We start from the raw sequence: 23,980 nt of genomic DNA on the forward strand, positions 1-23,980 counted from the left end.
ATGAATTCCCCGGCGCAAGACAACGCATGGCTGCGCGCCATGCCCTGGGTGTTCGTGCTGATCTGGAGCACGGGCTTCATCGTGGCGCGCTACGGCATGCCGCACGCGCCGCCGATGAAGTTCCTCGCCGTGCGCTACGCGCTGTCCATCGCGTGCTTCCTGCCCTGGATCTTCCTGGCCGGTGTGAAGTGGCCCAGCAACCGCACCCAGTGGTTCCACCTCGCGGTCACCGGTGTGCTGATGCACGCGGGTTACCTCGGCGGCGTGTGGGCGGCGGTCAAGGCCGGCATGGGCTCGGGCCTGTCCTCGCTCATCGTCGGCCTGCAGCCGGTGCTCACCGCCATCTGGCTCTCGGGCACGGGCTCCAAGGTGTCCGGACGCCAGTGGCTGGGCCTGGTGCTGGGCTTCGCCGGCCTGGTGCTGGTGGTCTCGCGCAAGTTCGGCGCAGGCGGGCCGGGCGACCAGGCCAACTGGCTCAACCTCTCGTTCGCGGTGATGGCCTTGATCGCCATCACCGTGGGCACGCTGTACCAGAAGCGCTTCGTGGCGGCCTGCGATGTGCGCACCGCCAACGCGGTGCAGTTGCTCGCGGCGCTGCTGGTGACCCTGCCGCTCACGCTGCTGGAAGCCGAGCGGATGGACTGGAACGGCGAGCTCATCGGTGCCATGGCCTGGTCGGTGCTGGGTCTTACGCTGGGCGGCAGCTCGCTGCTCTACCTGCTGATCCAGCGCGGCGCGGCGGCCTCGGTCACCAGCCTGATGTACCTGGTGCCGCCATGCACCGCGCTCATCGCCTGGCTGCTGTTCGCCGAACCGATCACCGCCGTCACCCTGGCCGGCACCGCGCTCACCGCTTTTGGCGTGGCGCTGGTGGTGCGCTCTTCGTCGCGCTGACGCGTTTCTTCCAGGGCTCCTGGCGGAAGCTCTCCACCAGGAAGTCCACCAGCAGGCGGATGCGGCGCGGCGTCTGCGGCCGGTACGGCGCCAGCCAGTGGATGTCGGCGTCGGGCATGGCATAGCTCGGCAGCACGCGAACCAGCTCACCGCTGGCGATCTGCGGCGCGATGTCCCACAGGCTGCGCAGCATGAGGCCGTGGCCCGCGAGGCACCAGTCGCGCACCAGCTCACCCGAGTTGCTCGACAGCGGGCCGCTCACCGGCACGTGCTGCACCTGCGCGTCCGACGCACGCTGCAGGCGCCAGTGGTCGAAGCGCTGGCCCGGCCCGCCGCCATTCTCGCGCACCACCAGACAGGCGTGCCGGGACAGATCCTGCAAATGGCGCGGAGCGCCGTGCCGTTCGAGGTAGGTGGGCGAGGCCACCAGCACGCGCTGGTTGGATGCCAGGCGGCGCGACACCCATTCGGCCGCGCGCTCGGTGGGTGCGTTCCACAGCCAGATGGCGCCGTCGAAACCTTCCACGGCCAGATCGGGCAACTGCTCGGTGAGCTGCAACTGCACCTGGATGCCGGTGTGGCGTGCCTGGAACTCGGCCAGCGCGGGCCCGAGCCAGAGCCGGCCGAAGCCGAAGGTGGCGGCGAGCCGGATCGGGCCAGCCGGCTCGGCCTGGCGCTCGCGCAGCTCGGCCTCTACCTCGTCGAAGGCGCGCAGCAGCTGCACTGCGCGCTCGCACAGCGTGTCGCCCTCAGCCGTGGGGCTCACGCGCCGCGTGGTGCGCTGAAACAGCCGCAGGCCCAGCCGGGCTTCGAGCGCGGCCAGACGCTTGGTGACGGCCGACGGTGCCACGCGCAGCGCACGAGCGGCCATGGCAAGGCTGCCATGCTGTCGGATGGCGAGCACGAGTTCGAGATCGGGGCGGTCCAATTGTTTCCCTTTGGGAACGAATCAATTGCCGGATTATTGCCCCAATGAGGACTATGCTGGCGCCCATGTTGAACGGATTCCAGCTCCATACCGTGCTGCGCGATGGTGTCGCCCTGCACACCCGCATCGGCGGGGACGGGCCGCCGCTCCTGCTGTTGCACGGCCACCCGCAGAGCATGGCCATGTGGCACCGCGTGGCGCCCGAACTGGCCCGGCACTTCACCCTGGTGCTGACGGACCTGCGAGGCTACGGCGATTCGGGCCGGCCCGCCGCCGACGCCCGACACCTCGCGCACAGCAAGCGCGAGATGGCGCTCGATGCCATCGCGGTCATGGCGCACCACGGCTTTCCGCGCTTCGACGTGCTGGCGCACGACCGGGGCGCGCGCGTGGCGCACCGCCTGGCCGCCGACCACCCCGATGCGGTGCGGCGTCTGCTGCTGCTGGACATCGCGCCCACTTTGGCCATGTACGCGCAGACCGGTGAAGCCTTCGCGCGGGCCTACTGGCACTGGTTCTTCCTGATCCAGCCGCCGCCGCTGCCCGAGGCGCTCATCGGCACCGACCCGGCGCGCTACGTGCGCAGCGTCATGGGCAGCCGCCACGCGGGGCTGGCACCGTTCGACCCCGCCGCGCTGGCCGAATACGAGCGCTGCGCCGCGCTGCCCGGCACCGCCGAGTCGGTCTGCGAGGACTACCGCGCCAGCGCCACCATCGACCTCGATCACGACCGCGCCGACGTGGCCGCCGCCCGCCGCATCGAACAGCCGCTGCGCGTGCTGTGGGGCGAACACGGCACGGTGGCGCGCTGCTTCGATGTGCTGGCGCTGTGGCGCGAGCGCGCCGCCAAGGTCTCGGGCCACGCCTTGCCGTGTGGCCACTACATCGCGGAAGAGGCGCCCGGGCGCCTCATCGACGAAACCCTGTCCTTTTTTCGATCCCCTTCCGAGGAGCAACAACCATGAGCAAACACCGCATCGCCGTCATCGCCGGAGACGGCATCGGCACCGAAGTCATGCCCGAAGGCATCCGCGTGCTGGAGGCCGCGACCTCGAAGTTCGGCATCGACCTGCAGTTCGACCACTTCGATTTTTCCAGCTGCGACTATTACGAGCGCCACGGCAAGATGCTGCCCGACAACTGGAAGGACCAGATCGGCGGGCACGACGCGATCTACTTTGGTGCGGTGGGCTGGCCCGACAAGGTGCCCGACCATGTGTCGCTCTGGGGCTCGCTGCTGATGTTCCGCCGCGAGTTCGACCAGTACGTCAACATCCGCCCCGCAAGACTCATGCCCGGCGTCACCGCGCCGGTGGTGCGCCGCGACGGCAGCCCGCGCGCGCCCGGCGAGATCGACATGGTGATCGTGCGCGAGAACACCGAAGGTGAATATTCCGCCATCGGCGGGCGCATGTTCCCCGGCACCGAGCGCGAGATCGTGGTACAGGAAACCGTGATGTCGCGCATCGGCGTGGACCGCGTGCTGCGCCACGCCTTCGAGGTCGCGCGCTCGCGCCCCAAGAAGCACCTGACCAGCGCCACCAAGTCCAACGGCATCGCCATCACCATGCCCTACTGGGACGAGCGCGTGGTCGAGATGGCCAAGGAATACCCGGACGTGAAGGTCGACAAGTTCCACATCGACATTCTCACCGCGCACTTCGTGCAACGCCCGGACTTCTTCGACGTGGTGGTCGGCAGCAACCTGTTCGGCGACATCCTCAGCGACCTCGGCCCGGCCTGCACCGGCACCATCGGCATCGCGCCCAGCGCCAACCTCAACCCCACGCGCCAGCATCCCTCGCTGTTCGAGCCGGTGCACGGCTCGGCACCGGACATCGCAGGCAAGGGGATCGCGAACCCGATTGGTCAGATTTGGTGCGGTGCCATGATGCTCGACTTCCTGGGCCATCGTGGTGCACACGACGCGATCATGCAGGCCATCGAGGCCGTGCTGCAGCCCGGCAGCGGTGCCCCGCGCACCGCCGACCTGGGGGGCCAGGCCGGCACGCGCGACGTGGGCCAGGCCATTGCAGAGGTGCTCGCGGCCTCGTGAAGGACGGAGGGAGTTGCGACAGATTGTTGCGCGCGACATCCGGTGGATGAAAGCGTCTAGAATCTCGCCTCTTGCGCCGACAGGCACCGGGCCCAGGCTCCTCAGTATTGACAGGGGTTGTGCCCAGTGGGTCTAATCACCCAGCGTTTGCCACGGTGTTGGCATCGTCCTGCGGTCTAGAGCGATTGGGGTTTTTTGCCCGCGGCCCGCGCCGTCTCCGGAAAAAACCTGTCCTTACGGAACATTCATTTCACCTTCAAGAGGGGCTATTTGTGAACAAAACAGAACTCGTCGAACACATTGCCAAGCACGCCGACATCTCCAAGGCGGCTGCAACGCGTGCACTGGACTCCACCATCACCGCCATCCGCACCACGCTCAAGAAGGGTGGCACTGTGTCGCTCGTCGGTTTTGGCTCTTTCGCCGTGACCAAACGCCCCGCCCGCAAAGGCCGCAACCCCCGCACCGGCGCTGAGATTAAAATCAAGGCCGCCAAAGTGCCGAAGTTCCGCCCGGGCAAGGCACTCAAGGATGCGCTGAACTGAAGCGCTCACCGGATTTCCGGTGGGGTGCTTAGCTCAGTCGGTAGAGCGGCGCCCTTACAAGGCGTAGGTCGGCGGTTCGACCCCGTCAGCACCCACCACCATCGAAAAGGCGAACCAGGGTTCGCCTTTTTTGTTGTCGGAAACGGCAGCACCACGTAGCAGGATTCAAGGCATGTTCGATTCCATCCGCAATCACAAGAAGTACCTCATGGGCTTCCTGATGATCCTGATCATCCCCTCGTTTGTGCTGTTCGGCATCGAAGGCTACACGCGCTTCAACGAGAGCGGCGCACCGGTGGCTGTCGTCGATGGAAAAGACATCACCAAGGCCGAATGGGACCAGGCGCACCAGCAGGAGTCCCAGCGCCTGCGCGAAGCGATGCCCTCGCTCGACTCGCGCCTGCTCGACAGCGATGGCGCGCGCTACGCCACGCTGGAGCGCCTGGTGCGCCAGCGCCTGCTGGCCGCTGCCGCGACCAAGCTCAACCTCTACACCAGCGACGCGCGCCTGGCGCGCGACCTGCAGCAGAACGAAGCCATCGCCGCGCTGCGCAAGCCCGATGGCACGCTCGACGTGGAGGCCTACCGCCAGCTCGTCGCCCGCCAGGGCTTGACGCCCGAGATGTTCGAAGCGCGCGTGCGCGCCGACCTCTCGCAGCGCCAGGTGTCGCAAGGCATCCTCGGTTCGAGCTTCGCGCCCACGGCGCTGGCCAACGTTTCGCTCAACGCCTTCTTCGAACGCCGTGAAGTGCGCGTGGCGCGCTTCGCCGCCAGCGACTTCGCTTCACAGGTCAAGCCGACCGACGCCGACATCGAAGCCTTCTACAGCGCGAACCAGGCCTCGTTCCAGGCGCCCGAGCAGGCCGAGATCGAATACCTCGTGCTCGACGCGGCGGCGCTGCAGAACAGCGTGACCTTCAACGAAGCCGACGTGAAGACCTATTACGAACAGAACGCCTCGCGCCTGTCCGGCACCGAGGAGCGCCGCGCGCGCCACATCCTGCTGACCGTGCCGGCCGGCGCGCCCGCCGCCGACAAGGACGCCGTGCGCAAGCGCGCCGAAGAACTGCTCGCGCAGGTGCGCGCCAAGCCCGCGAGCTTCGCCGACGTGGCCAAGGCCCAGTCGCAAGACCCGGGCTCGGCCGCCAAGGGTGGTGACCTCGACTACTTCGGCCGGGGTGCCATGGTCAAGCCTTTCGAGGACGTGGTGTTCTCGCTGGCCAAGGGCGCGATCTCCGATGTGGTCGAAACCGACTTCGGTTTCCACATCATCCAGCTCACCGACATCAAGGCACCGCCGGTGCGCAGCTTCGAATCCATGCGCCCCGAGATCGAAGCCGAGTTGAAGAAGCAACAGGCCCAGAAGCAGTACGCCGAAGCCGCCGACACCTTCAGCAACCTCGTCTACGAGCAGGCCGATTCCCTGCAACCCGCGGCCGATCGCCTGAAGCTGCAGGTCCGCAAGGCCACGGTGCAACGCCAGCCGCAGCCCGGTGCGACCGGCGCGCTTGCCAGCGAACGCCTGCTCGGCGCGCTGTTCGACACCGAGTCGATCGACAAGAAGCGCAACACCGAAGCGATCGACACGGGTTCGGGCCAACTGGTCTCGGCGCGCGTGGTGAAGCACTCGCCCGCCCACACCCAGCCCCTGGCGGAGGTGCGCGAGCAGGTGCGCGCGCGCCTGGTCGCTCAGCGCACGGCAGAACTGGCGCGCGCCGAAGGCGAGAAGCAGCTGCAGGCCTGGAAGGCGGGCGGCGACGCCAAGGGCCTGGGCAATGCCGTCGTGGTGTCCCGCGAGAACCCGCAAGGCCTTGCGCAGCAAGTGCTGACCGCCGCCCTGAGCGCGGACCCGAAGACCTTGCCCGCCTGGGTGGGCGTGAACCTGGCCGACCAGGGCTACGCCATCGTGAAGGTGGAGAAGGTGCTGCCGCGCGATGTGCGCGAAGCGCAAGCCCTGGCCCAGGAAGTGCAGCAATACAACCAGTGGTGGGCTTCGGCCGAAAACGAAGCCTACGTCGAAGGCCTCAAGGAACGCTTCAAGGCCCGCATCCTGGTGCCCGAGCCGGCCACCACGCCGGCACCGGCCCGATGAGAGGGCTTTGGTTCGGGCTATAATAATCAGCTTGCGGTGGCTGTAGCTCAGTTGGTAGAGTCCAGGATTGTGATTCCTGTTGTCGTGGGTTCGAGTCCCATCAGCCACCCCACCATTTGAACCCCCGTATCCATGCGGCCTCCAGGCTGGTGTGGGTGCATTCTGGGGGTGCACGATAAAGAGCCCCGCTGACGCGGGGCTTTTTCGTTTCTGGACTGTCCAACGTCGTTCAGGTCAGTCCCACATTGGCTTGCCTCGTCGCGCGTGCTTGGTGCCGGTCTTCCTCTGGTGGCTGTTGGGCCGCTATCCTCGGGGCGGAGCAGGTCCAGGAAACCACACGAGGGGCGGCATGAAGTTCTCGCAAATGACGGCGGTGCGGCAGCAACAGGTCATCGACGCAGTAAACCAGCGATGGGGGCAGCTCCATGGACTGGAAAAGGAGTGGGGCGAGCGGGTCTACAAGTACCTCTTGCTTTCCAATTCAGGTGGGGCGGTTGCGATGCTGAGTTTCCTTGGGACCGGCAAGGCCGCCCACCTGATGGCCGCGCAGTCTGCGTTGGTCGCCTTCGTTTTGGGCGTCATCGTCACGGGCTGCGGTCTGGCTCGCATCTACCATCAGATGGATCGGTTCTTCGCCAAGTACAAGGCCGACGCCAACCAGTTCTTTGCCGATGAAATCGAATTTGGCGAGGTTGCAAAACGCGACGAAGCCCGCTCGGGCAAGTTGCCCCTCATGGCCTACGTGCTGCCGTACGCCGCCTTCGCCCTCTTCATTGGTGGCTGCGTCGTGGCGGCCTACGGCCTGTTCGGCAAAGCGGTGCCATCTGCATGAACGCCGCTGCGGATGCTCCACGGTCCAGGTTGATCGACCGGCTGGCGGAGGTGGACATGGGAACTCGGGGTCTCCGTGCGGACCGCATCTCTGTACGGGTTCTTGCGCGAGGAGTTGACGGGGAACAGGGGGTAGTGAACCACGCCCACCTTCTCCGCCTCACGTAAGTCCCCGATTTACAAGGCCCCATGAATGGCGGCAGGCCGTGCGTGACCTACCCCAGTGGACAGCCTTCGGTACAGCATCTTGTGCCCGACGCTGAGCCGGTCAGTGACGATGCAGATGATGGGCGTCTGGCACATGCGCATGGCGGTGCCTTTGCTCCTCATGGGCATGAAGATGACTGTGTGCACCATCAGGCATGGGGTCGTGTTGGTGCCCGTGGTGTCCGTCGTCGTGCGTGTGGGCATGCTCGTGGCTCATCTTCTCGTGCACGTGTTCATGCTCGTGCATTTCGATCAAGTGCAGGACGACACCGCTGAGCATCAATCCGCCTCCCAGAACGAGGAGAAGGGAGCCACTTCGTTCACCGAGCCCCAATGCACCCAGGGCACCAATAAACGGGGCAAACGCGAACACCGAACCTGTCCGTGCAGCACCGAAGGTTCTCTGCGCGAGTAAGTAGAACCGAAGGCTGAGTCCGTAGCCGCTGGCACCGATAGCCAGCAAGAGACAGGCGGGCTGCAGGGCAGGCATGGGTTCGTCAAACAGGTAAGCGAGAGAGACCGTCGCCATGGTGCCCAACGCCGACTTCGTGAGCACTACCTGACCCGGGTCACGGTCAGCGACCCCGCGCGACAACGTGTTGTCGACGCCCCAGGCAGCGGTGGCAACCGTTACGGCAGCCAGCCCAAGGAGTTGAACGCCACCTTGCAAGCCCTGCTCCAAGGCGAGCACAACGCTGCCCGCGAGCAGCGTCAACATCGCCAGAACCACGCGCCTGTCGACGGTCTCGCCATACAGCTGCCATGCCAGCAGCGCCGTGAACAAGGCTTCAAGGGTCAGCATCAACGACGCTGAAGTACCGCTTGTTCGCTGAAGTCCCCATGCGAGCGCGACAGGTCCCACGACTGCCCCAAACAGAGCCATTGCAACCAAGCGCCTCGCGTCGCCGCGCTGAAGTTGCGCCTCGCGCTCCTTGGGACGGCGGATGAACAGCGCGACAATGCCCGCACCTCCATACAGCAGGCCAGCGGTGGTGAACGGACCGAGGCCCCGCCCCCACATTTGAACGAAGGGCGTGCTCAACCCAAAAAGGGCGGCTGCCAGCAGTGCCAGCAGACCGCCCTTGAGCACGGGTGTGAGTGACCCGTGTGTCATGTCTTACTGACCGGTGAAGTTCGCCGCAATGAAGTTGCCCGGATGGGAGAAGAAGACATACAGATTCTGCTTCGTTTTGTCCGTGGCGGAGGGGTTCGTGAAGGTGGCCTTCCACTCCTTGCCCTTCTTGCCGTCCACCAGCTCCAGCTTGCCGAGCTTGACGGCCTGCCATGAGTTCTCCAGTTTGGCGCCCTTCACGAGCGCATCTCTGCGCTGGTTGGCGCAATCGGTAACGACGGCTTCGGTCGCAGGCGTCTTACCGTGGAAATGGCAACTGCTGCCCTTGTCGGCCAAGGCCATCGGGCTGAAGGATTGCAGTGCGATGAGTGCGGCGCTGAGAATGAGTGCTTTCATGATGATTCCTTGAACGTAGGTACTCGGGGTGTAGGGGAGGTCAGATGCCGTCACGGCTCTTGTCTTCCGTGTTTTCGACATCCATGTCTTCATGAGCGTGCCGGTGCTCGGCGGCGGGAAAACGGAAGCTGTCTGGGTGGCTGTCGTGTTGGTAGCCATGCAATTGCGTAAACAGGAGGTACACGCCGCCGTAGAAGAGCGCCAGATTGGCGGCATAGCTGAATCGCTTGAAGGACGGCCGATGACGCCATAGGGCCAGAGCGCCCACCATGACCGTGAGGGCGGCGATTTGCCCCACCTCCACACCCACATTGAAGCTCAGGATGCGCCAGAGCATTGCGAGAGAGTCGTCCCCCAGGGGTAGCTGTTGCAGCCGCGTTGACAAGCCAAACCCATGCAGCAGGCCGAACCCGAACACTGCCCAGAGCAAGTTCGGTGATGCCATCGAGAAGTACTTCTGGAAGCCACCGTTGTTGTCGAATGCCTTGTACATCACGCTAAGCGCGATGATGGCGTCGACAAGGTAGAAGTTCCAGGTGATCTTGAAGTACGTCGCGAAGATGAGCGTGATGCAATGACCGATGGTGAAGACAGTCACGAACTTGGCCACATCCCGGAACGTCGTCAAGAAGAACACCACGCCGAACAGGAACAGCAGGTGGTCGTAGCCCGTCAGCATGTGCCGAGCCCCGAGTTCGATGTAGTGAAAGTAGCCAGCGTCAAGCATCCGTTGCTGGTCCTCGGCGGAGATGCCGTGAGCGAGTGCCAGCAGCGGCACCAGTCCCAGGGCAATCGCCAAAGGAAAGCGATAGTTGAGTTTTTTCATAGACTGAGAATGAAGGGTTGAGAACACCGCGCAGCACAACGGCCAAGCGCAGCAGAGCTCCCGCAAGGCGGGGTAGCAAGTCAACGAGGGGACGTCCGCTCCAATGACCGCGAGCCAGGGGCTCACGCGGAGGGCTTCAGGATGTCAGGCTGGGAGGGCGCAGCAGGCCGTCCAGATACACCGATGGGGGCTCAGAAATGCTGGAATCAGGCTGTACGCTCGGCATCAGGAAAATGCCCGTACCTGCACCCAGTGGGGTCAGCGCCAGGGGTTGGAAGCCGTTGTCGGCATGGAAATGAGGCGAGCTGTCGCTGTCTGACGCGAGGTGCAGTGACGCATCGGCATGGTGGTGGTGATCCGTGTCTTGTGAATGGACCGCCATGTGCGCCAGTTGCTCGCCTTGCGCCTCGACCGCAAAGGGTGTCACCCACACCAGCGTCTGCCAGAGCATGACGGCAATCAGGAGGGCGGCCTTCAGGGCTTGGCGCATCGCCCGAGTATAGGTTGGCTCCCGTGACAGGATGTCCGTTCGTTGCAGTTCGCAGTCGTTAGCAGGTGTGCAAATGCACCCCCAAGGATTCCAAACCCGCATGGGCGCCTGCTGTCTGGAGGTAGGGGGCTACCGGTTTGGTGTCCCATCAGCCACCCCATCCAAACCCCAGCATTCTTGCGGCCCCCGGCCGCAGGGATGCATCCAGAAGAGCCCCGCTGACGCGGGGCTTTTTCGTTTCTGGCTGTGCCATGGCGACCGAGCTTTTGTGGTCGCTCCATGCCATTGCACCCATCGGTTTCGCCAGCGGGCGCACGGCGCGACTTTGGTGGGAGATCAGGATTTGTACCCATCCCCAGAGGGGGGCAGGCGTGGAAAGATCGAGGACGCGGGCGGGAGCGTTCCCTCGCCCTGTGACAGGAGGGGCGATGATCAAGGTCATGAACAAGGGCCACCGGACCGTTCCGATTCTCTGTTGCGACGTTTGCGGGACCTGGATCGACGACGCTGACGAGGGTGCCGCGGTCTTCTGCAAGAAGCATGGGGAGGGCGACATCTCCGAGGTGCTCCACGCCCACAAGGGACGCTGCCACGTTGTCGCAGAGGAGCGGTTGGGCGGGCAGGTCAAGACCGGGTGGCATGAGCTGCGCCAGCACCTCCAGCTCCTCACGTTCAACACCGGCGTGCCACCCGCCGCGCTTCAAAAGATGGATGGCGACAACGGGATGTAGCGCCGCGCGATGGCGCTGGCCCGATCAGGGCCTTGCAATCGGGCAGGGGAATCTCACGGCTTGTCCTTCTTCATCAGGCCCAGATCGCGCAGCACCGCGAGGCGGCACACGCTGGCCATGGAGCGCTGTTCCCTGTCGGCCTTTTCTTTCGCGCGTTCGAGTTCGTCCGGGAGCAAACGCAGTGCGATGGGGCGCTCGCTGATCGCGCCGTTGGGGACTCGTTTGCGTCGTGCGGGCAAGGTGGTTTTGACCATGTTTCACCAGAGCGTGACCACATCACTCAGTTAGCATTGAGTAACGGGAAAATACACATCAACCGAATTTTATAACGGAATTCTGTCAGTAAAACTTTATGGTAACAGATATCCGTTCGTCTATTGGCGCCCGACTGCGTGAAGAGCGGGAGAGGCTCGATCTGAGCCAAGCGCAAATGGCAGCGCTTGCCGAGTTCAAGCTGCGGACTTATCAGGATTGGGAGCGCGGCATTGCCGCAGTGAGTTCCGAATTTCTGGCGCTTGCCGCACCGCACGGTCTGGATGTGTTCTATGTCCTCACTGGCGAGCGCATGTCGACGAAGCTGACCCTCGACCCCATCCAGAGCGCCGTGCTGAACAGCCTGGCGCAATGCTCACCGCAGCGGCAGATGGAAGCGGTCCAGCACCTGGCGCTGCTGGCCGCAGGCATGTCGCCCCAGACGCCTGCGGGCCGTGCAGCCGCCGTGAAAAAACCCGCCCGTGGCATGGGCGCGGCGAAGGTGCGCAAGGAAAAGTAGAAGAATGGGCTGTGCCCTCACTCCTTGTAGGAAGGGTCGGTTCGGTCGAGCAGGCGCAGCAAGGCTTGCCAATCACGTCCCTGGATGTAGGACGGCGAGCCATCGAATTGCGCGATGGCGTGTCGGCACACCTCTTCAGCGGGGTAGATGAGTTTCTGGGTGCCCGAGGTGGCGGCGATCTGGATCTGGCAGGCCCGCTCCAGATAGAACATCAGCTCGAAGGCCTCCGGCACGGTGCGACCCATGGTGAGCAGCCCGTGGTTGCGCAGGATCAGGACGTTTCTGTTGCCCACGTCGGCAATCAGCCGCTGCTGCTCGTCGTTGTTCAGCGCGATGCCTTCGAAGTCGTGATAACAGAGCTGCCCGTACACGCGCATGGCGTGTTGCGAGATGGGCAGCAGGCCATCCTGCTGCGCCGCCACCGCCACGCCGGCTGCGGTGTGCGTGTGCAGGACGCAACCCACATCCGGGCGCGCGCTGTGGATCGCGCCGTGAATGACGAAGGCCGCCGGGTTCACGTCCAGCTGCACGTCCTCGGCCAGGTTGCCGTGCACATCCACCTTGACCAGGTTGGAAGCGGACACCTCTTCGTAGAGCAGGCCGAAGGGGTTGATGAGGTAGTGCTCGTGCGACCCCGGCACCCGCGAGGAGATGTGGTTGTAGATCCAGTCGGTCATGCGGAAATGGGCGATGAGCCGGTAGCAGGCGGCCAGTTCCACCCGGGCCGCCCATTCCTCGGGCGACACCTGTTCGCGCAGTTGTTTCCGTTCCTTCAGCAGGACGGCGAGTTCGTCGTTGTTCAGCATGTCAATCTTTCATCGTGGGAGCGCGCGGTGCGCAGGAGAGCCGCACTTCGCGGGTCCTGGTGTCACTCGGCGGAGATGCCCTTTTGCTGAATCAGCTTGGGCCAGTAGTCCGCATCCTGTTTCCATTGCAGTGCCATGGCGGCGGTGTCGGCGGGCGTGGGCAGCAAGCCGAGTTCCAGCAGGCGGCTGTTGACCGATGGGTGGGCCACCGCCTTCTGCAGTTCCGCGCTGAGTTTGGCGATCACGTCCTTGGGCGTGGCGGCGGGCACGACGATGCCTTGCCAGGGCAGCATTTCAATGTCGGCATAGCCCAGTTCGATGAGTGACGGCACATTGGGCAGCGAGGCGAGGCGGGCCTTGCCGAAGGTGGCGAGGGGCTTGATCTTGCCGGCCTTGATCATGGGCATGGCCGCGACGGTGTCCACCACCATCAGCGGGATCTGGCCGCCCAGCAGGTCCTGAAGGGCGGGAGCGGCGCCGCGATAGGGCGTATGGACCACGTCGAGCTTGTTGCGGTCCTTGAGCATTTCCATGGCGAGGTGGTGAGGCCCACCCACGCCGGGCGATCCGTAGCTGAGCTTGCCGGGGTTGCGCTTGATCTCTTCGATGAGCTGGCGCGCATCGGTAAGGCTGGAAGTGGCGTTGACGGCCAGCAGCAGCGGGAAGCGCCCCAGCAGGGCCACGGGAGCAAAGTCCCTGGACGGCTGGTAGCTGAGCTTTTTGAACAAGGCCGTGTTGTAGACCAGGGTGCCGCCATCGACGCTCATCATGGTGTAGCCGTCGCCAGCGGCCTTCGCGGTGGCATCGGCGGCAATGACCGTGGCACCGCCCGGGCGGTTTTCGATCAGCACCGGCTGCTCCATCTGGATCGCCAGCTGCGCGCCGACCATGCGGGCCAATGCATCGGTTCCGCCGCCCGCCGCATAGCCCACCACCCATTTGATGGGCTTGGTGGGGTAGGGGTCCGCGGCCAGGGCGGTGATCGCCAACGACGCGACGAGGGCCGCGCCGAGCTGTCTGAAGAGGGGCATGTGTGTCTCCTGGTGGGCAGTGTTGTGGTGTGCCGCAGTCTAGGGACGCCCCTTCGCGCCAGACATGCCATGTGGGCCCTGTGGCATACCGAATCGGAATGCTCCAAAACCGGCGCAGACTAAGATCCCTATCCCCTTCCTCCAAGGCTGCGGCCATGCCTTCCATGCTGTTGAATCTGCGCGAGCTTCATGCGTTTCAGGCAGTGATCGATGCGGGCTCCCTGAGCAAGGCGGCGGAGAGCCTGCACATCACGCAGCCGGCGCTCAGCCGGATCATCCGGCGGCTCGAAGAGCAACTCGGCGTGGCCTTGTTCGAGCGGCACCAGTACGGCGTGGCGCTGACGGACTTTGGCCGGCGGCTGGAGCCTCATGCGAGGCTGATGCTGTCCGAGTCTTCCCGGGCCGTGCAGGAAGTCGATGCCCTGCGCGGTCAGCCCGGGGGCGTCGTGCGCTTTGGCGCGGTGGTCAGCGCGCTCGCGAGCTTCGTGCCGGGCGTGGTGGAGCGCTTGCTGGCCCGGATGCCGGGCCTGCAGGTGGTCCTGGTCGAAGGGCTCTCGGAAGATCTGCTGCAGCAGCTCGCCCGTGGCGAGATCGACCTGGCCTTGGCGTTTGCCGTGTCCACCTCCGATGACATCACCACCGTTTCGCAGAGCGAATGGCAGGAGGGTTGCCACGTGGTCACGGGGGCGACCCACCGTTTGTGCGGGCGCCAGGATCTGCGCTTGCAGGATTTGCTGGGCGAGGCCTGGGCCCTGGCCCCACGGGGAACCCAGCCGCGTGACGAGTTGAAGCAGATGTACCTGGACCACCACCTGCCGCCGCCGCAGGCCACCGTGGAGTCCCGGTCCATGGCGGCGTTGCGCCAGTTGGTGGCCGGGGGCTCGTTCCTGGGCTGGATGCCACGCCAGCTCGTGACCTCGTTGTCAGGGCCGGGAGAGGGCGCGATCCGCATCCTGCATCTGCAGGACGTTCGCTCCGTGCGCCGGTTCGCGCTCTATCGGCGTCGCGAGGGCACGCTGTCGCCGGCCACGTTGGCGCTTCGCGACGAACTGCTGGCGTACATCCGCACGCTGTAGGCGCCGGCGCGCGCTGTTAAGCCAAAATGGCCGGCGAACGGCAAAGCCTGAGCCTCAACCACCGGCGTTGAGCCCCATGGTCGCCGAGGGAGAACACAGTGGCCATCCGCGTCAATGCGCCTTATCAGGCGGTCTACATCCATGAACCGCTGGGGCATGAGGTTCCGGCACTCAACACGCCATGGTCGGTCGCCGGCCTGTTCCGGTTCGAGGCCGACGTCAACTTCAACACCCTGATCGTCGCGCTGTACGGCACCACGAACGCGGCTTCGTGGGTCGGGCTTTACATGAATTCCGACGGCATCACCTGCCAGCTCGAAGGCTACAACGGCGGGTCGCCCACGGTCAGCGCCAGCTACACGCTGCAGGTGGGCCAGGCATACCGCCTGGCGATCGACTACGACGGCGCGGGCACCGTGCGCATGTTGCTCGATGGCGCGGTGGTGCTCTCCATGGCGTTCGTGCCCAACGCGGGCACGGCGGGCGAGCGCTCGCTGCAATGGGGCGGCTATGGCGAGCTGGCGGGCTATACGGACTGCACGATCGCGCGCTGGCGCATGTGGACGGCCGTGCTGACCGAGGCGGAGCACCGCCGCGAGTACCGCTCGACGGTGCCGTTTCGCACGCGCAACCTGATCCACAACTGGCCGATGGATGCCGGCAGCGTGCGGTTCGACGACACGATGCCTGGCGAGCCCCCGCTGGCCGACAACCCCGCCGAGCCGTGCGGCGATGGCAGCGATTTCACCTACCTGCCCAGCATTCTCGGTGTGCCCCAGGTCGTGGACCTGGGCACCTCGGCCACGCCCGGCGCGCGCACCGTCAATGTGCCGCAGTGGGCGGAATTCGTCGCCGTGCACATCGTCGGCAGCGATGACACGGCTGTGCCTTATACCGATCTCGCCTCCATCGCTTCGGATTTCGCGGCGGCTTTCAGCCAGACGGGCAACGGCGCCATTGCCACAGCGGCGGGTGGCTGGGTGTGCACGGCGCCGGTGGCGAACTGGGCCGCCGGCCGCAGCGTCACCATCGCGTTCACGCAGGCGAATTCGCTGGCGGGCGCACATGCCTTCGTCTGCTTCCTCCAGGACACCACGGGTGTCACCGCGCGGGGTTATGGCCAGGCAACGGGCGATGGCACCACGCCTGGCGTGGCCAGCGCGTCCGGGGTGTCGGGCGGCCTGGCCGTTGCGCTGGACACGCGGCTGAACGCGACGTCCGGTGCCTTTCCCGGCAACGAGTCGGGCTGGGATTCGGTGCTCACCGGCGAATCCACCGGGACCTTCGGCTACTGGGCGAGCTCCCGCCTTCGGTCCAAGCCCATCACGGCCACGGGCACCGAGACCGCCACGACGCAGAACACGTACGCCGGGCCGATCACCCTGGCGACCTGGGCCCCGGCGAGCCTCGCCACGGTCGCGCCAACGGTCGCTTTCCCGGTGGCGGCGGACGTGACCGCCAGCGGCAGCAACAGCGCGAGCAGCAGCTGGGCGGTCAGCCATCCGGCCGCCACGGCTGGCGACATGCTGACCTTCCATCTGGCCTGGGACGACAGCACGGACACCACGTCGGTGAGCACGCCCACCGGCCCGAACGGTGAAGTGGCCACGTCCATCGCAGGCCCGATCGCATCGAGTGGCACGGAGGTGCGGGCGCAGGCCTGGCGGTACATCGCCACGGGCGCCTGGAGTGCCGGCACGCGCACGTTCACACCGAGTGCCAGCGAGCAGTGGACCGCCGCCGTCCTCAAGGTGCGCGCGGGCGAGTTCGACGCCTCGACACCGGTCGGCGCCACCGCCACGCGCGCCAGCGCGGGAGGCGCTGAAACCACGGTGCTGTCGCCCGCCTTCAGCGCGGGCTCGACCGACGGGGGCGGGCGACTGGTGTGCTGGGGTGCTGTGGACGATGACCCGGTGATCGCGAACGCCAGCGCCTGGTCCACCTTGAACAGTGTGGATCGCGGCGCGGTCTGCGGCACGCTCGCGGCGCGCAACCTGGAGGCCACCGACAGCGAAGCCTTCACGGCCGGCGGTTGGCGCATTGCCGGCGACAGCTGGGCCACCCTGGCCTATGTGATTCGCAAGCCCTAGGGCTCGGGGGCCGGGCGCCCGCCATGCCAGGCCGCGCCTGGCGGGCTGCACCGGCTGACCGGGCCTAGCGGCCGCTGGGCACGAACTGGTTGGTGTAGAGCTCTTTCACCGGGGTCTCGCGCGGCACCACGCCATTGGTGACGTAGAACTTCTGCAGCTCGGCCAGGCGGGCCTCGTCCATCGTGCCGGGCACCTTCTGAGCGGCGTAGACGTACTGGTTGAACATCTCGAAGGCCTTCTGGATGCTGGCTTCCTTGCCCTTGTGCACCGGCACGTGCGCCACGTAGGCGGTGGTGGCGGCCTTGGGGTCGGCCATGATGTCCTTCATGCCCTTGAGCGTGGCGCGCACCAGCTTCTGGATCAGCTGCGGGTTCTTGGCGATGGTCTCGTCGGAGGCGAGGATGGCCTGGGCCATGCTCTTGAAGTAGATGTCGGCCGGCAGGATGTCGACCTGCGCACCGGCCTCCATCGCGCTCACCGTCCAGTCGGGCACCGTGGCCATGGCGGACGCGCGTTTCGCCGCGAACTGCTGCCACACACCGCCCGGGCCGGCGGCCTGGATGTTGACGTCGTTCTTGGTCAGGCTGACCTTGCTGAGCATGCCCACCAGGGCGTAGTAGGTGGTGTCGGTGTAGGCCAGGACGGTGACGGTCTTGCCCTTGAGCTCGCGCGGGCTCTCGATCTTCTCGTCCTTGTGGCTCACGAGCTGGGTGAGGGAGCCGGCGCCGAGCACAGCCACGGCCTTGACGGGGATGCCCTGGGCGCGGGCGATGATGGGGGTGTCGCCGATGGCGCCACCGATGACGGCGTTGCCGGCGCCGATCTGCTTGGCCACGTCCACGCCGCCGCGCGCGGTGACGAAGTTGACCTTGAGGCCTTCCTGCTCGTAGTAGCCCTTGGCCTGGGCCAGCATCCAGGGGCCGAAGGCGGGCAGCGTGGCCGGCGCGGGCAGCAGGTAGGTGACTTCTTGCGCTTGCGCGTGGGCCAGCAGCGGGAACGCGGTGCCGCTGGCCATGAGCAGTGCCAGCAGGCGGCGGCGGCTCGTGCGGGCCAGAGGGCGGAACACTTGGGGCATGGGAAGTCCTTTCAATGGCTGAGGGTGTGAAGCTGGCGGTAGAAGTCGTCCACGTGGGCCTGGGCGCTGGCGGGCAGCGCCTGCAGAGCCTGGGCATGGCGCGCCGGGTCCTGCTCGGCGCCGGCGCGGCCCACGCGGTGCGAAGCCTCCTGCACGAAGCGGCACACGGGCGCGCGGCGCTCGCCGAAGCGGGCCAGGGCCGCCGGCACCGGCGCGCCGCCTTCGAGCAGGCGGGCGAGCACCACGGCGTCCTGCACCGCGAGGGCGCCGCCTTGTCCCATGAAGGGGGTCGATGCGTGGGCGGCGTCGCCGATCAGCACCACGCGGCCCTGGTGCCAGGGCAGGGGCATCACCACCTCTTCCACCGCGGTGTAGAGCACCTCGGTGTCGGGCGAGATCTCGTCGAGGAAGGGGCGCACCGGCCCGCCGAATTCGGTGAAGCTCGCGCGCATGGTCTCGGGCCAGTGGGCGGGCTCGAACCAGGTGTCCTTCGGCTGCGCCACGGTGCCGAAGATGTAGAGGCGCTCCGGCGAAATCGGCATGATGCCCAGCCGCTTGCCCAGGCCCATCATCATGATCTTGTCCACCAGCGCGGGCGGGCGCCGGTGCACGCTGCGCCAGACGCCGAAGCCCGAGTAGGTGGGCTGCACCTCGGGCCAGAGCAGGGCGCGCAGGCCCGAGCGGATGCCGTCGGCGCCCACCACGAGGTCGAAGGACGCCTCACCGCCATCGGAGAAGCGCACGTGCGCGCCGCCCTCGTCCTGCCGCAGGGACAACACCGTGGTGCCCAGGCGCACCGGCACCCCCAGCGCGTCGAGCCGGCCGGACAGCACGCGGTGCATCTCGGCCCGCTTGATGCCCAGGATGGCGGGCGCGGGCGGTGAGCCCAGGCTGGGGTAGACCACGTCCACCAGGTGCCGCCCGTCCTGGTCCAGGTAGACGTTGCGGCCGGAGGCGATGGGAAAACCCGCCTCGACCAGATCCTGCATCGCGCCGATCTGGCGGAAGTGGTCCAGGCCGTTGCTGTAGACGAAGATGCCCGAACTCTGGAAGCGCCATTGCGGCTGCTTTTCAACCACCTCGACCTGCCAGCCGCGCTGCGCGAGCGCCAGGGCGGCGGAACAGCCGGCAATGCCGGCACCAACGATCAGAACTTTTTTCATGGGGGAACCAGAAGACCAACGCGGACGCGGTCGATTCTTGGTCAGGCCCCGCCTGTGTTCAACCTTCGGGGCGCCGGATCTGGGCACCGATCGTCCGCGACTTGATGCACTGGCTGGGCGTCTGCCCGGCCCAGCGCTCGAACGCGCGGGAAAACGCCTTCTCCGAGCCGTAACCCACGCCCTGCGCGACGCGCCAGACGTCGTCCGCCCCTTTGAGGAACTGCTGGCGCGCGATGCCCATGCGCACCGAGGTGAGGTAGCGCAGCGGGGTGGTGCCCATGAGTTCCACGAAGCGCTCGCTGAACACCGAGCGCGACTGGTGGCTCACGCGGGCCAGGCTCTCCACCGACCACGGCAGTTCCGGGTGGGCATGCATCTGCGCCAGGGCCTTGCCGATGGCCTTGTCGCGCACGCCGTTGAGCCAGCCCTGGGCGCCGGCGGGGCCATGGTGCAGGTGCTCGCGCAGCACGTGCACCAGCAGCAGGTCGGCCATGCGCGCGGTGGACAGCTGCCAACCGGGGCGCTGCTCGATGGTCTCGTCCACCATGGCCTGGGTGGCCAGCGCCAGGGTGCGCGTGGTGGCGATCTCGGCCGCGCGCAGCACGATCAGCGGAGGCAGCCAGGAGAGCAATGAGACGCCCTGGTGCTGCGGCATCCACAGGTGCAGCGAGAAGAGCTCGGTGGCCGCGCCGCCACCGCCGTGGGCGAAGGTGATGGGGTGGTCGCCGTGCGCGCCGCGCATGTGCCGCTGCAGCAGCGAGCGGAACGGCACGGTGTCCAGGCCGATCTCGGCGGCGGCGACGTGGGGGCCGCCCTGCGGCAGCATCACGATGTCGCCGGGCTGCACGTGCACCGCGTCCAGCCCGTCCATCTGGATCCAGTAGGGCTCGCCGGTGCACACGCGCATCAGCAGGCCTTCCACGCCTTCGGAGCGCAGCGCCCACGGTGCCGTGAGCGAGAAGCGCGCCGTCACGGCGCGGTCCGTGCGCAGGGTGCCCAGGACCAGGCTGATCAGATCGCCGGAAGAGGTGCCCATGAAGGTCCGGGAGGCGGGGCCGTCAGGCCGACGGCGCCTCTTCCAGTTGCGCCCGCAACGTGGCCACCTGCTCGCGCAGCGCGGTGTTCTCCGCCTGCAGCGCCGCGACCTTCTGGCGCAGGGCCGTGAGTTCATCGGTGCCTGGGTCGGCCGCTTCGCCGGCCGCGTCCGCATCGGCCTCGGGCGGCTTGCGGCGGGCTTCGCGCACGCGCTTGGCCGCGAGCTTGAGCTCGTCCTTGCCGGCCAGGGCGGCGGCCTTCTGTTCTTCCGGCGGCAGGCTGGCCACGGCCGCGGCGGCGTTGAGCGACACGGCCCCGGCCTTGAGCGCGTCCACGAGTTCGGGCGCGGCCTGCTTCTGGATCTTCTCGATCATCACCACCTGGCTGCTGCTCAGGCGCGCGGCCTTGGCGATGTCTTCGCGGCTGTGCAGCGGCCGGGGTTCGAGCGCGGCGACGGCCGGGTTTTGCGCGGCCACGGGCGCGGGGGCTTCCTCATCGGGCGGCAGGTCCTCCGGCGAGGGCGAGGTCGCCAGGATGCGCGTGCGCCGCTCGGCCAGGATCTCGCGCTTGCGCAAGGCCAGCACGCCACGCTGGAAGTCCGACACGCTGCGCCGGCCCAGGTGCTGGTCGATCATCCACAGGTGCACGTCCTCCAGGGTCTGGAAGCGCGGGTTCTGCACGGTCTGGAAGGGCAGGCCGTGTTTCTGGCAGATGCCGTAGCGGTTGTGGCCGTCCACCAGCACGTCGCCCCACAGCACCAGCGCATCGCGGCAGCCTTCGGCGAGGATGCTGCGCTCCAGCGCATCGTGCTCGTCGGGCGTGAGGGGGTCGATGTAGGCTTTGAGTTCCGGGTTGACGGTGAGGTGCATGGGGACGGGATCGGGGGGGAAGAGGGTGGGGCGCGAATTGTAGATGGCGGGCAACGGCGCGCGGATCGCCAGACCACGCCCGCCCACGCGGTGGGGGCTCAGGCCTCCAGCAGCGAGGCGCGCAGCCGCTCGAGCGCCTTCGCGTTCAGACCCATGGCGCTTTCCAGGTAACGGGGCAGGCCGCCGAACTCCTGCTCGATGGTGGTGAAGGCCGCGTCGAGAAAGGCCGGCTGCACGCTCCAGAGCACGTCCATCACATGCGCCGGTCCGCGCGCTTCCACCAGCGGGCTGCGCACGTAGAGGTGGTTGGTGAGCAGGTAGTCCTGCACGATGTCGTCGCGCGAGACCCCCAATGCGCTGAGCAGCAGCGCGGCAGCGAAGCCGGTGCGGTCCTTGCCGGCGGTGCAGTGGAACACCAGCGGCGTGGGCTGGTCGAGCAGATGGCGGAAGAAGCGCGCGTACACCGGCGCACCTTCGCGCGCGAAGCCCCGGTAGGTCTGGCACATCAGCGCCACGGTCTCGGCCTCGGTGGGCACCTGCTGCGCGGCGAGCAGTTGCTGCACGCGGTGCACCACGGTGGGTTCGATCGACAGGGCCAGCGTGGTCAGGCCCTCGACCTCGGAGGGCAGGGTGGCGCTTTCGGCCACGCCACGGAAGTCGATGCGGTGCGTGACGCCCAGGCCTTGCAGCGTGGCGCGGTCTTCGGGCGTGAGGCCCGCGAGGTGGTCGGAGCGGTAGACGCGGCGCAGGCGCACGCGCCGCCCGTCCAGGCCGACGTGGCCGCCGAGGTCGCGGAAATTGGAGGCGCTGTGGAGCAGCCGGGGCGCAAAGGTGGACGTGGGCGGGGTCGACATGCGGCCATTGTCGCGCGCCGCCGATGTCAGGGTTTTTTGGTCGGCGCGGGTGCGGCCGCCACTGAAACACATGGGTCGCCCGCGGTCTTGTCGCCTTGTTCGATCAGCGGGATCACCGCGGCCGCCGGGCCCGCCGCCGCGCCCAGCGCGAGAGCCCCGAGCAGCCGGCCCGCCAGGCGCCGACCCTCGATGCCCACGTCGGGCTTGCCCAGGGTGCCGGTCACGGTGATGGGCGTGCGCAGCGAGAGCGGCGACCAGTCCTTGGGCTTGGCGACCAGGCGCAGGGCCATCGACTCGTCGCGCAGGTTGACTTGGCCGTCGATGCGCACGGTGCTGTCGCGGTTGTCGATCACCGCCAGCCGGGGTTCGAACACACCGTTGCGCGCCACGAGGTCGAAACGCGCGCAGTTCAACGGCAGCGGGTGGTCGCCCCGGATCAGCACGCCCAGGGCCTGCGCCAGGTCCAGGCCCATGGCCTCGGTGGCCAGGTGGGAGATGGTGCCGTCGCGCAGCGTCAGATCGACCGGGCCGTTCAGCGAGCCCAGGATGTCGGCCGTGGAGTTGCCCGCGCCGCGCACGTCCAGCCTGGCGGAGAGCACGCCAGTGAGGTAGGAGCGCGCCGCCTGTTCGCCGCCCTGGCGCGCCTGTTCGCGTTCCTTCTTCAGGGCCTTGGTGGCGTTGGCCGAGGGCGCGGGGGGCGCGGTGTCCTTGCGCATCCCGCGCATCCAGCCTGCGATGTCCACGCCAGCGACGTCCAGCCGCGCCTGCCATTTGGCGGGTTGCGCATTGGCGTCGAGCTGGGTCATGCCCTTGAACTGGCCGCCCGACACCGAGGCCTGCAGGTCGTCCAGGCGCAGCACGCCCGCGTCGAGATGGATGCGGGTCTTGAGCCCTTTCAAGGGCGCCATGGCGTCGGTGCCGAAGTCCACTTCATCGATGGCCACGTTCACGTCGGCGTCCATCGCTTTCAGCGAGGGCAGGTCGAAGCGGCGCTGCGGCAGCACGCGGCCCTGGGCTTCCTGCTGCGGTGGCGCCTTGGCGGTGCCGCCTTCGCCACCGATGGCCGGCCCCAGGTCGGCGAACGCGAGCTTGGGGCCGGTGAGTTCGCCCGTGAGTTGGCGCGGGCTGGTGAGCTGGTGAAAGCGCAGGTCGCCCGCGAGGCTGCTGCTGCCGATGGTGGCGCGCGAGGCCTGCAGGCGCCACACGCCGTCGGCTTGCGAGAGCCGGCCGCGCAGGTCGAAGGGCGGGGTCTGCGGCAGGGTGATGCCCAGCGGGCGGCCCACTTCGGCCAGGGAGCGGCCCTGGAACGACAGCGCGCCATCGAGCCGGGGTGTGCCCAGCAGGGCGGCGGCCTGGCCGTCGAACAGCAGCCTGGCCGAGGCCACCGTGCCCGCCACGCGCACCGGCACCCACTGCGCGTCGGGCGCGGCATCGGGGTCCTGCAGCAAGGGCAGGGTGCTGCCCGCGCGCACCTGCAGGTCCATGGGCATGGTGCGGTAGCGGCCCTTGAAGGTGGCCTCATAACCCGAGGCGGCGCCGGTCACGGCCTCGCCTTCGCTGCCTTTCACGCCGATGGCCAGATCGACGTCCTGCACCGCATCCTTCCAGGCCACCTGGCCCTGGCCGATCACGAGCGAACCGAAGCGCGGCAGGCCACCCAGCGGGTCGCTGTTCTCTTCGGCGCGAGGCTTGTCGTCCTGGTTGCCCAGCTGCCAGTTGGCGTCCCCGCCCTCGATGCGCATCAGATGCGCGTCGAGCTGATCCGCCTGCAGCCGCTGCAGCAGCAGGCGATCGCCGCGCTGCCAGCGCCAGAGGTCGCCCCAGTGCCAGACCAGGGTGATGTGGCGCGCATCGAGCAGATGGGGAGCGCCGAAGCGCGCGTCGGAGGCGACGCGCAGGTGCTCCACCTCCAGCCGGGGGCGCCACAGCAGGTGTGTGCGCACCTGGCCCTGCATCTGCACCGGCACGCCGACGCCGCGCGTGGCGGCGTTCTCGAAGGGTTGGCGCAGCACCGGCCAGCCGCTGTATTCGCCCCATGCCACGCCCAGAACGAGCACGGCGAGCACGCCACCGGCGATCCAGAGGGTTCGAGGGCGTCGCCTCTTCGAAGGGGGAGGGTTGGTCTGAGCGTCCACGCTTCA

The 23,980-nt window shown here is 67.3% G+C and carries 24 protein-coding genes and 2 tRNA genes; 12 read left to right on the forward strand and 14 right to left on the reverse strand.

The features are described from left to right. A complete protein-coding gene (locus ACODTB_RS01740; protein WP_291116226.1) occupies positions 1 to 894 on the forward strand; it encodes a DMT family transporter in 894 nt (297 codons plus the stop codon). Here ACODTB_RS01740 and ACODTB_RS01745 read toward each other — a convergent pair. Continuing rightward, on the reverse strand, positions 848 to 1,822 hold the full coding sequence (locus ACODTB_RS01745; RefSeq protein ID WP_291116228.1) for a LysR family transcriptional regulator: 975 nt from the start codon (positions 1,820 to 1,822) through the stop codon (positions 848 to 850). The two genes, ACODTB_RS01740 and ACODTB_RS01745, sit on opposite strands and share 47 nt — an antisense overlap. 65 nt (positions 1,823 to 1,887) lie before the next feature. Between ACODTB_RS01745 and ACODTB_RS01750 the strand changes: the two genes are divergently transcribed. From ACODTB_RS01750 to ACODTB_RS01780, 7 genes are all read left to right on the forward strand, one after another. Then, the gene (locus tag ACODTB_RS01750) at positions 1,888 to 2,787 is read left to right on the forward strand and encodes an alpha/beta fold hydrolase (protein ID WP_291116230.1); all 900 of its coding nucleotides are present in this window, start codon (positions 1,888 to 1,890) and stop codon (positions 2,785 to 2,787) included. Next, the gene (locus tag ACODTB_RS01755; RefSeq protein ID WP_291116234.1) at positions 2,784 to 3,878 is read left to right on the forward strand and encodes a tartrate dehydrogenase; all 1,095 of its coding nucleotides are present in this window, start codon (positions 2,784 to 2,786) and stop codon (positions 3,876 to 3,878) included. Before ACODTB_RS01750 ends, ACODTB_RS01755 begins: the two co-directional genes overlap by 4 nt. Positions 3,879 to 4,150: 272 nt before the next feature. After that, entirely contained in the window at positions 4,151 to 4,423 is a 273-nt protein-coding gene (locus ACODTB_RS01760) for an HU family DNA-binding protein (protein ID WP_066158910.1), read from the forward strand. A 22-nt stretch (positions 4,424 to 4,445) separates the two neighbouring features. Continuing rightward, positions 4,446 to 4,521: transfer RNA gene (locus tag ACODTB_RS01765), tRNA-Val, on the forward strand. Positions 4,522 to 4,595: 74 nt separating this feature from the next. Beyond that, entirely contained in the window at positions 4,596 to 6,515 is a 1,920-nt protein-coding gene (locus ACODTB_RS01770; protein ID WP_291116236.1) for a SurA N-terminal domain-containing protein, read from the forward strand. A gap of 36 nt (positions 6,516 to 6,551) precedes the next feature. Next, positions 6,552 to 6,627: transfer RNA gene (locus tag ACODTB_RS01775), tRNA-His, on the forward strand. A gap of 237 nt (positions 6,628 to 6,864) precedes the next feature. Further along, positions 6,865 to 7,347, forward strand: coding sequence for a hypothetical protein (locus tag ACODTB_RS01780; RefSeq protein WP_291116239.1), 483 nt, complete (start codon positions 6,865 to 6,867; stop codon positions 7,345 to 7,347). Positions 7,348 to 7,614: 267 nt separating this feature from the next. On the opposite strand, the gene ACODTB_RS01785 is transcribed toward ACODTB_RS01780, so the two are convergent. The 4 genes from ACODTB_RS01785 to ACODTB_RS01800 all read right to left on the reverse strand — a co-directional run bounded on the left by ACODTB_RS01785 (position 7,615) and on the right by ACODTB_RS01800 (position 10,337). Continuing rightward, positions 7,615 to 8,667 (reverse strand): DMT family transporter, encoded by a 1,053-nt coding sequence (locus tag ACODTB_RS01785; RefSeq protein ID WP_291116242.1) that lies wholly within the window; start codon positions 8,665 to 8,667, stop codon positions 7,615 to 7,617. 3 nt (positions 8,668 to 8,670) lie between these two features. Further along, complete coding sequence (locus ACODTB_RS01790) at positions 8,671 to 9,021, reverse strand: DUF6488 family protein (RefSeq protein ID WP_291116245.1); 351 nt, start codon at positions 9,019 to 9,021, stop codon at positions 8,671 to 8,673. Between the two features lie 40 nt (positions 9,022 to 9,061). Further along, the gene (locus tag ACODTB_RS01795) at positions 9,062 to 9,847 is read right to left on the reverse strand and encodes a HupE/UreJ family protein (RefSeq protein ID WP_291116248.1); all 786 of its coding nucleotides are present in this window, start codon (positions 9,845 to 9,847) and stop codon (positions 9,062 to 9,064) included. 136 nt (positions 9,848 to 9,983) lie between these two features. Continuing rightward, the gene (locus tag ACODTB_RS01800; RefSeq protein WP_291116250.1) at positions 9,984 to 10,337 is read right to left on the reverse strand and encodes a hypothetical protein; all 354 of its coding nucleotides are present in this window, start codon (positions 10,335 to 10,337) and stop codon (positions 9,984 to 9,986) included. A 428-nt stretch (positions 10,338 to 10,765) separates the two neighbouring features. Here ACODTB_RS01800 and ACODTB_RS01805 point away from each other — a divergent pair, with 428 nt between their 5' ends. Beyond that, positions 10,766 to 11,068: a hypothetical protein gene (locus tag ACODTB_RS01805; RefSeq protein ID WP_291116253.1), complete on the forward strand. Its 303-nt coding sequence runs from the start codon at positions 10,766 to 10,768 to the stop codon at positions 11,066 to 11,068. Positions 11,069 to 11,121: 53 nt separating this feature from the next. On the opposite strand, the gene ACODTB_RS01810 is transcribed toward ACODTB_RS01805, so the two are convergent. After that, entirely contained in the window at positions 11,122 to 11,307 is a 186-nt protein-coding gene (locus ACODTB_RS01810; RefSeq protein WP_291116256.1) for a hypothetical protein, read from the reverse strand. 113 nt (positions 11,308 to 11,420) lie between these two features. Here ACODTB_RS01810 and ACODTB_RS01815 point away from each other — a divergent pair, with 113 nt between their 5' ends. Then, positions 11,421 to 11,840: a helix-turn-helix domain-containing protein gene (locus ACODTB_RS01815; protein ID WP_291116259.1), complete on the forward strand. Its 420-nt coding sequence runs from the start codon at positions 11,421 to 11,423 to the stop codon at positions 11,838 to 11,840. 17 nt (positions 11,841 to 11,857) lie between these two features. Here the strand turns inward: ACODTB_RS01815 and ACODTB_RS01820 are convergent, their stop codons facing one another. Next, positions 11,858 to 12,646 carry a class II aldolase/adducin family protein gene (locus tag ACODTB_RS01820; RefSeq protein WP_488929068.1) on the reverse strand — a complete coding sequence of 263 codons (789 nt, stop codon included), beginning with the start codon at positions 12,644 to 12,646 and terminating at the stop codon, positions 11,858 to 11,860. 62 nt (positions 12,647 to 12,708) lie between these two features. Further along, the gene (locus ACODTB_RS01825) at positions 12,709 to 13,677 is read right to left on the reverse strand and encodes a Bug family tripartite tricarboxylate transporter substrate binding protein (protein WP_291116264.1); all 969 of its coding nucleotides are present in this window, start codon (positions 13,675 to 13,677) and stop codon (positions 12,709 to 12,711) included. Positions 13,678 to 13,832: 155 nt separating this feature from the next. Between ACODTB_RS01825 and ACODTB_RS01830 the strand changes: the two genes are divergently transcribed. Next, complete coding sequence (locus tag ACODTB_RS01830; RefSeq protein ID WP_291116267.1) at positions 13,833 to 14,753, forward strand: LysR family transcriptional regulator; 921 nt, start codon at positions 13,833 to 13,835, stop codon at positions 14,751 to 14,753. Between the two features lie 98 nt (positions 14,754 to 14,851). Continuing rightward, positions 14,852 to 16,843, forward strand: coding sequence for a LamG-like jellyroll fold domain-containing protein (locus ACODTB_RS01835; RefSeq protein WP_488929069.1), 1,992 nt, complete (start codon positions 14,852 to 14,854; stop codon positions 16,841 to 16,843). Between the two features lie 64 nt (positions 16,844 to 16,907). Here ACODTB_RS01835 and ACODTB_RS01840 read toward each other — a convergent pair whose 3' ends face one another. From ACODTB_RS01840 to ACODTB_RS01865, 6 genes are all read right to left on the reverse strand, one after another. Beyond that, positions 16,908 to 17,918, reverse strand: coding sequence for an ABC transporter substrate-binding protein (locus ACODTB_RS01840; RefSeq protein ID WP_488929070.1), 1,011 nt, complete (start codon positions 17,916 to 17,918; stop codon positions 16,908 to 16,910). Positions 17,919 to 17,929: 11 nt separating this feature from the next. Then, positions 17,930 to 19,081, reverse strand: a complete 1,152-nt coding sequence (locus ACODTB_RS01845) for an FAD-dependent oxidoreductase (protein ID WP_291116274.1) — start codon at positions 19,079 to 19,081, stop codon at positions 17,930 to 17,932. A gap of 58 nt (positions 19,082 to 19,139) precedes the next feature. After that, entirely contained in the window at positions 19,140 to 20,117 is a 978-nt protein-coding gene (locus tag ACODTB_RS01850; protein ID WP_291116277.1) for an AraC family transcriptional regulator, read from the reverse strand. 22 nt (positions 20,118 to 20,139) lie between these two features. Next, complete coding sequence (locus ACODTB_RS01855; RefSeq protein WP_291116280.1) at positions 20,140 to 20,985, reverse strand: plasmid replication/partition related protein; 846 nt, start codon at positions 20,983 to 20,985, stop codon at positions 20,140 to 20,142. Positions 20,986 to 21,083: 98 nt separating this feature from the next. Next, positions 21,084 to 21,839: a tyrosine-protein phosphatase gene (locus tag ACODTB_RS01860; RefSeq protein ID WP_291116283.1), complete on the reverse strand. Its 756-nt coding sequence runs from the start codon at positions 21,837 to 21,839 to the stop codon at positions 21,084 to 21,086. A 26-nt stretch (positions 21,840 to 21,865) separates the two neighbouring features. Next, a complete protein-coding gene (locus tag ACODTB_RS01865) occupies positions 21,866 to 23,905 on the reverse strand; it encodes an AsmA family protein (RefSeq protein ID WP_291116286.1) in 2,040 nt (679 codons plus the stop codon). Between the last annotated feature and the right edge of the window lie 75 nt (positions 23,906 to 23,980).

This window comes from Hydrogenophaga sp. FG152 (genome assembly GCF_057809615.1).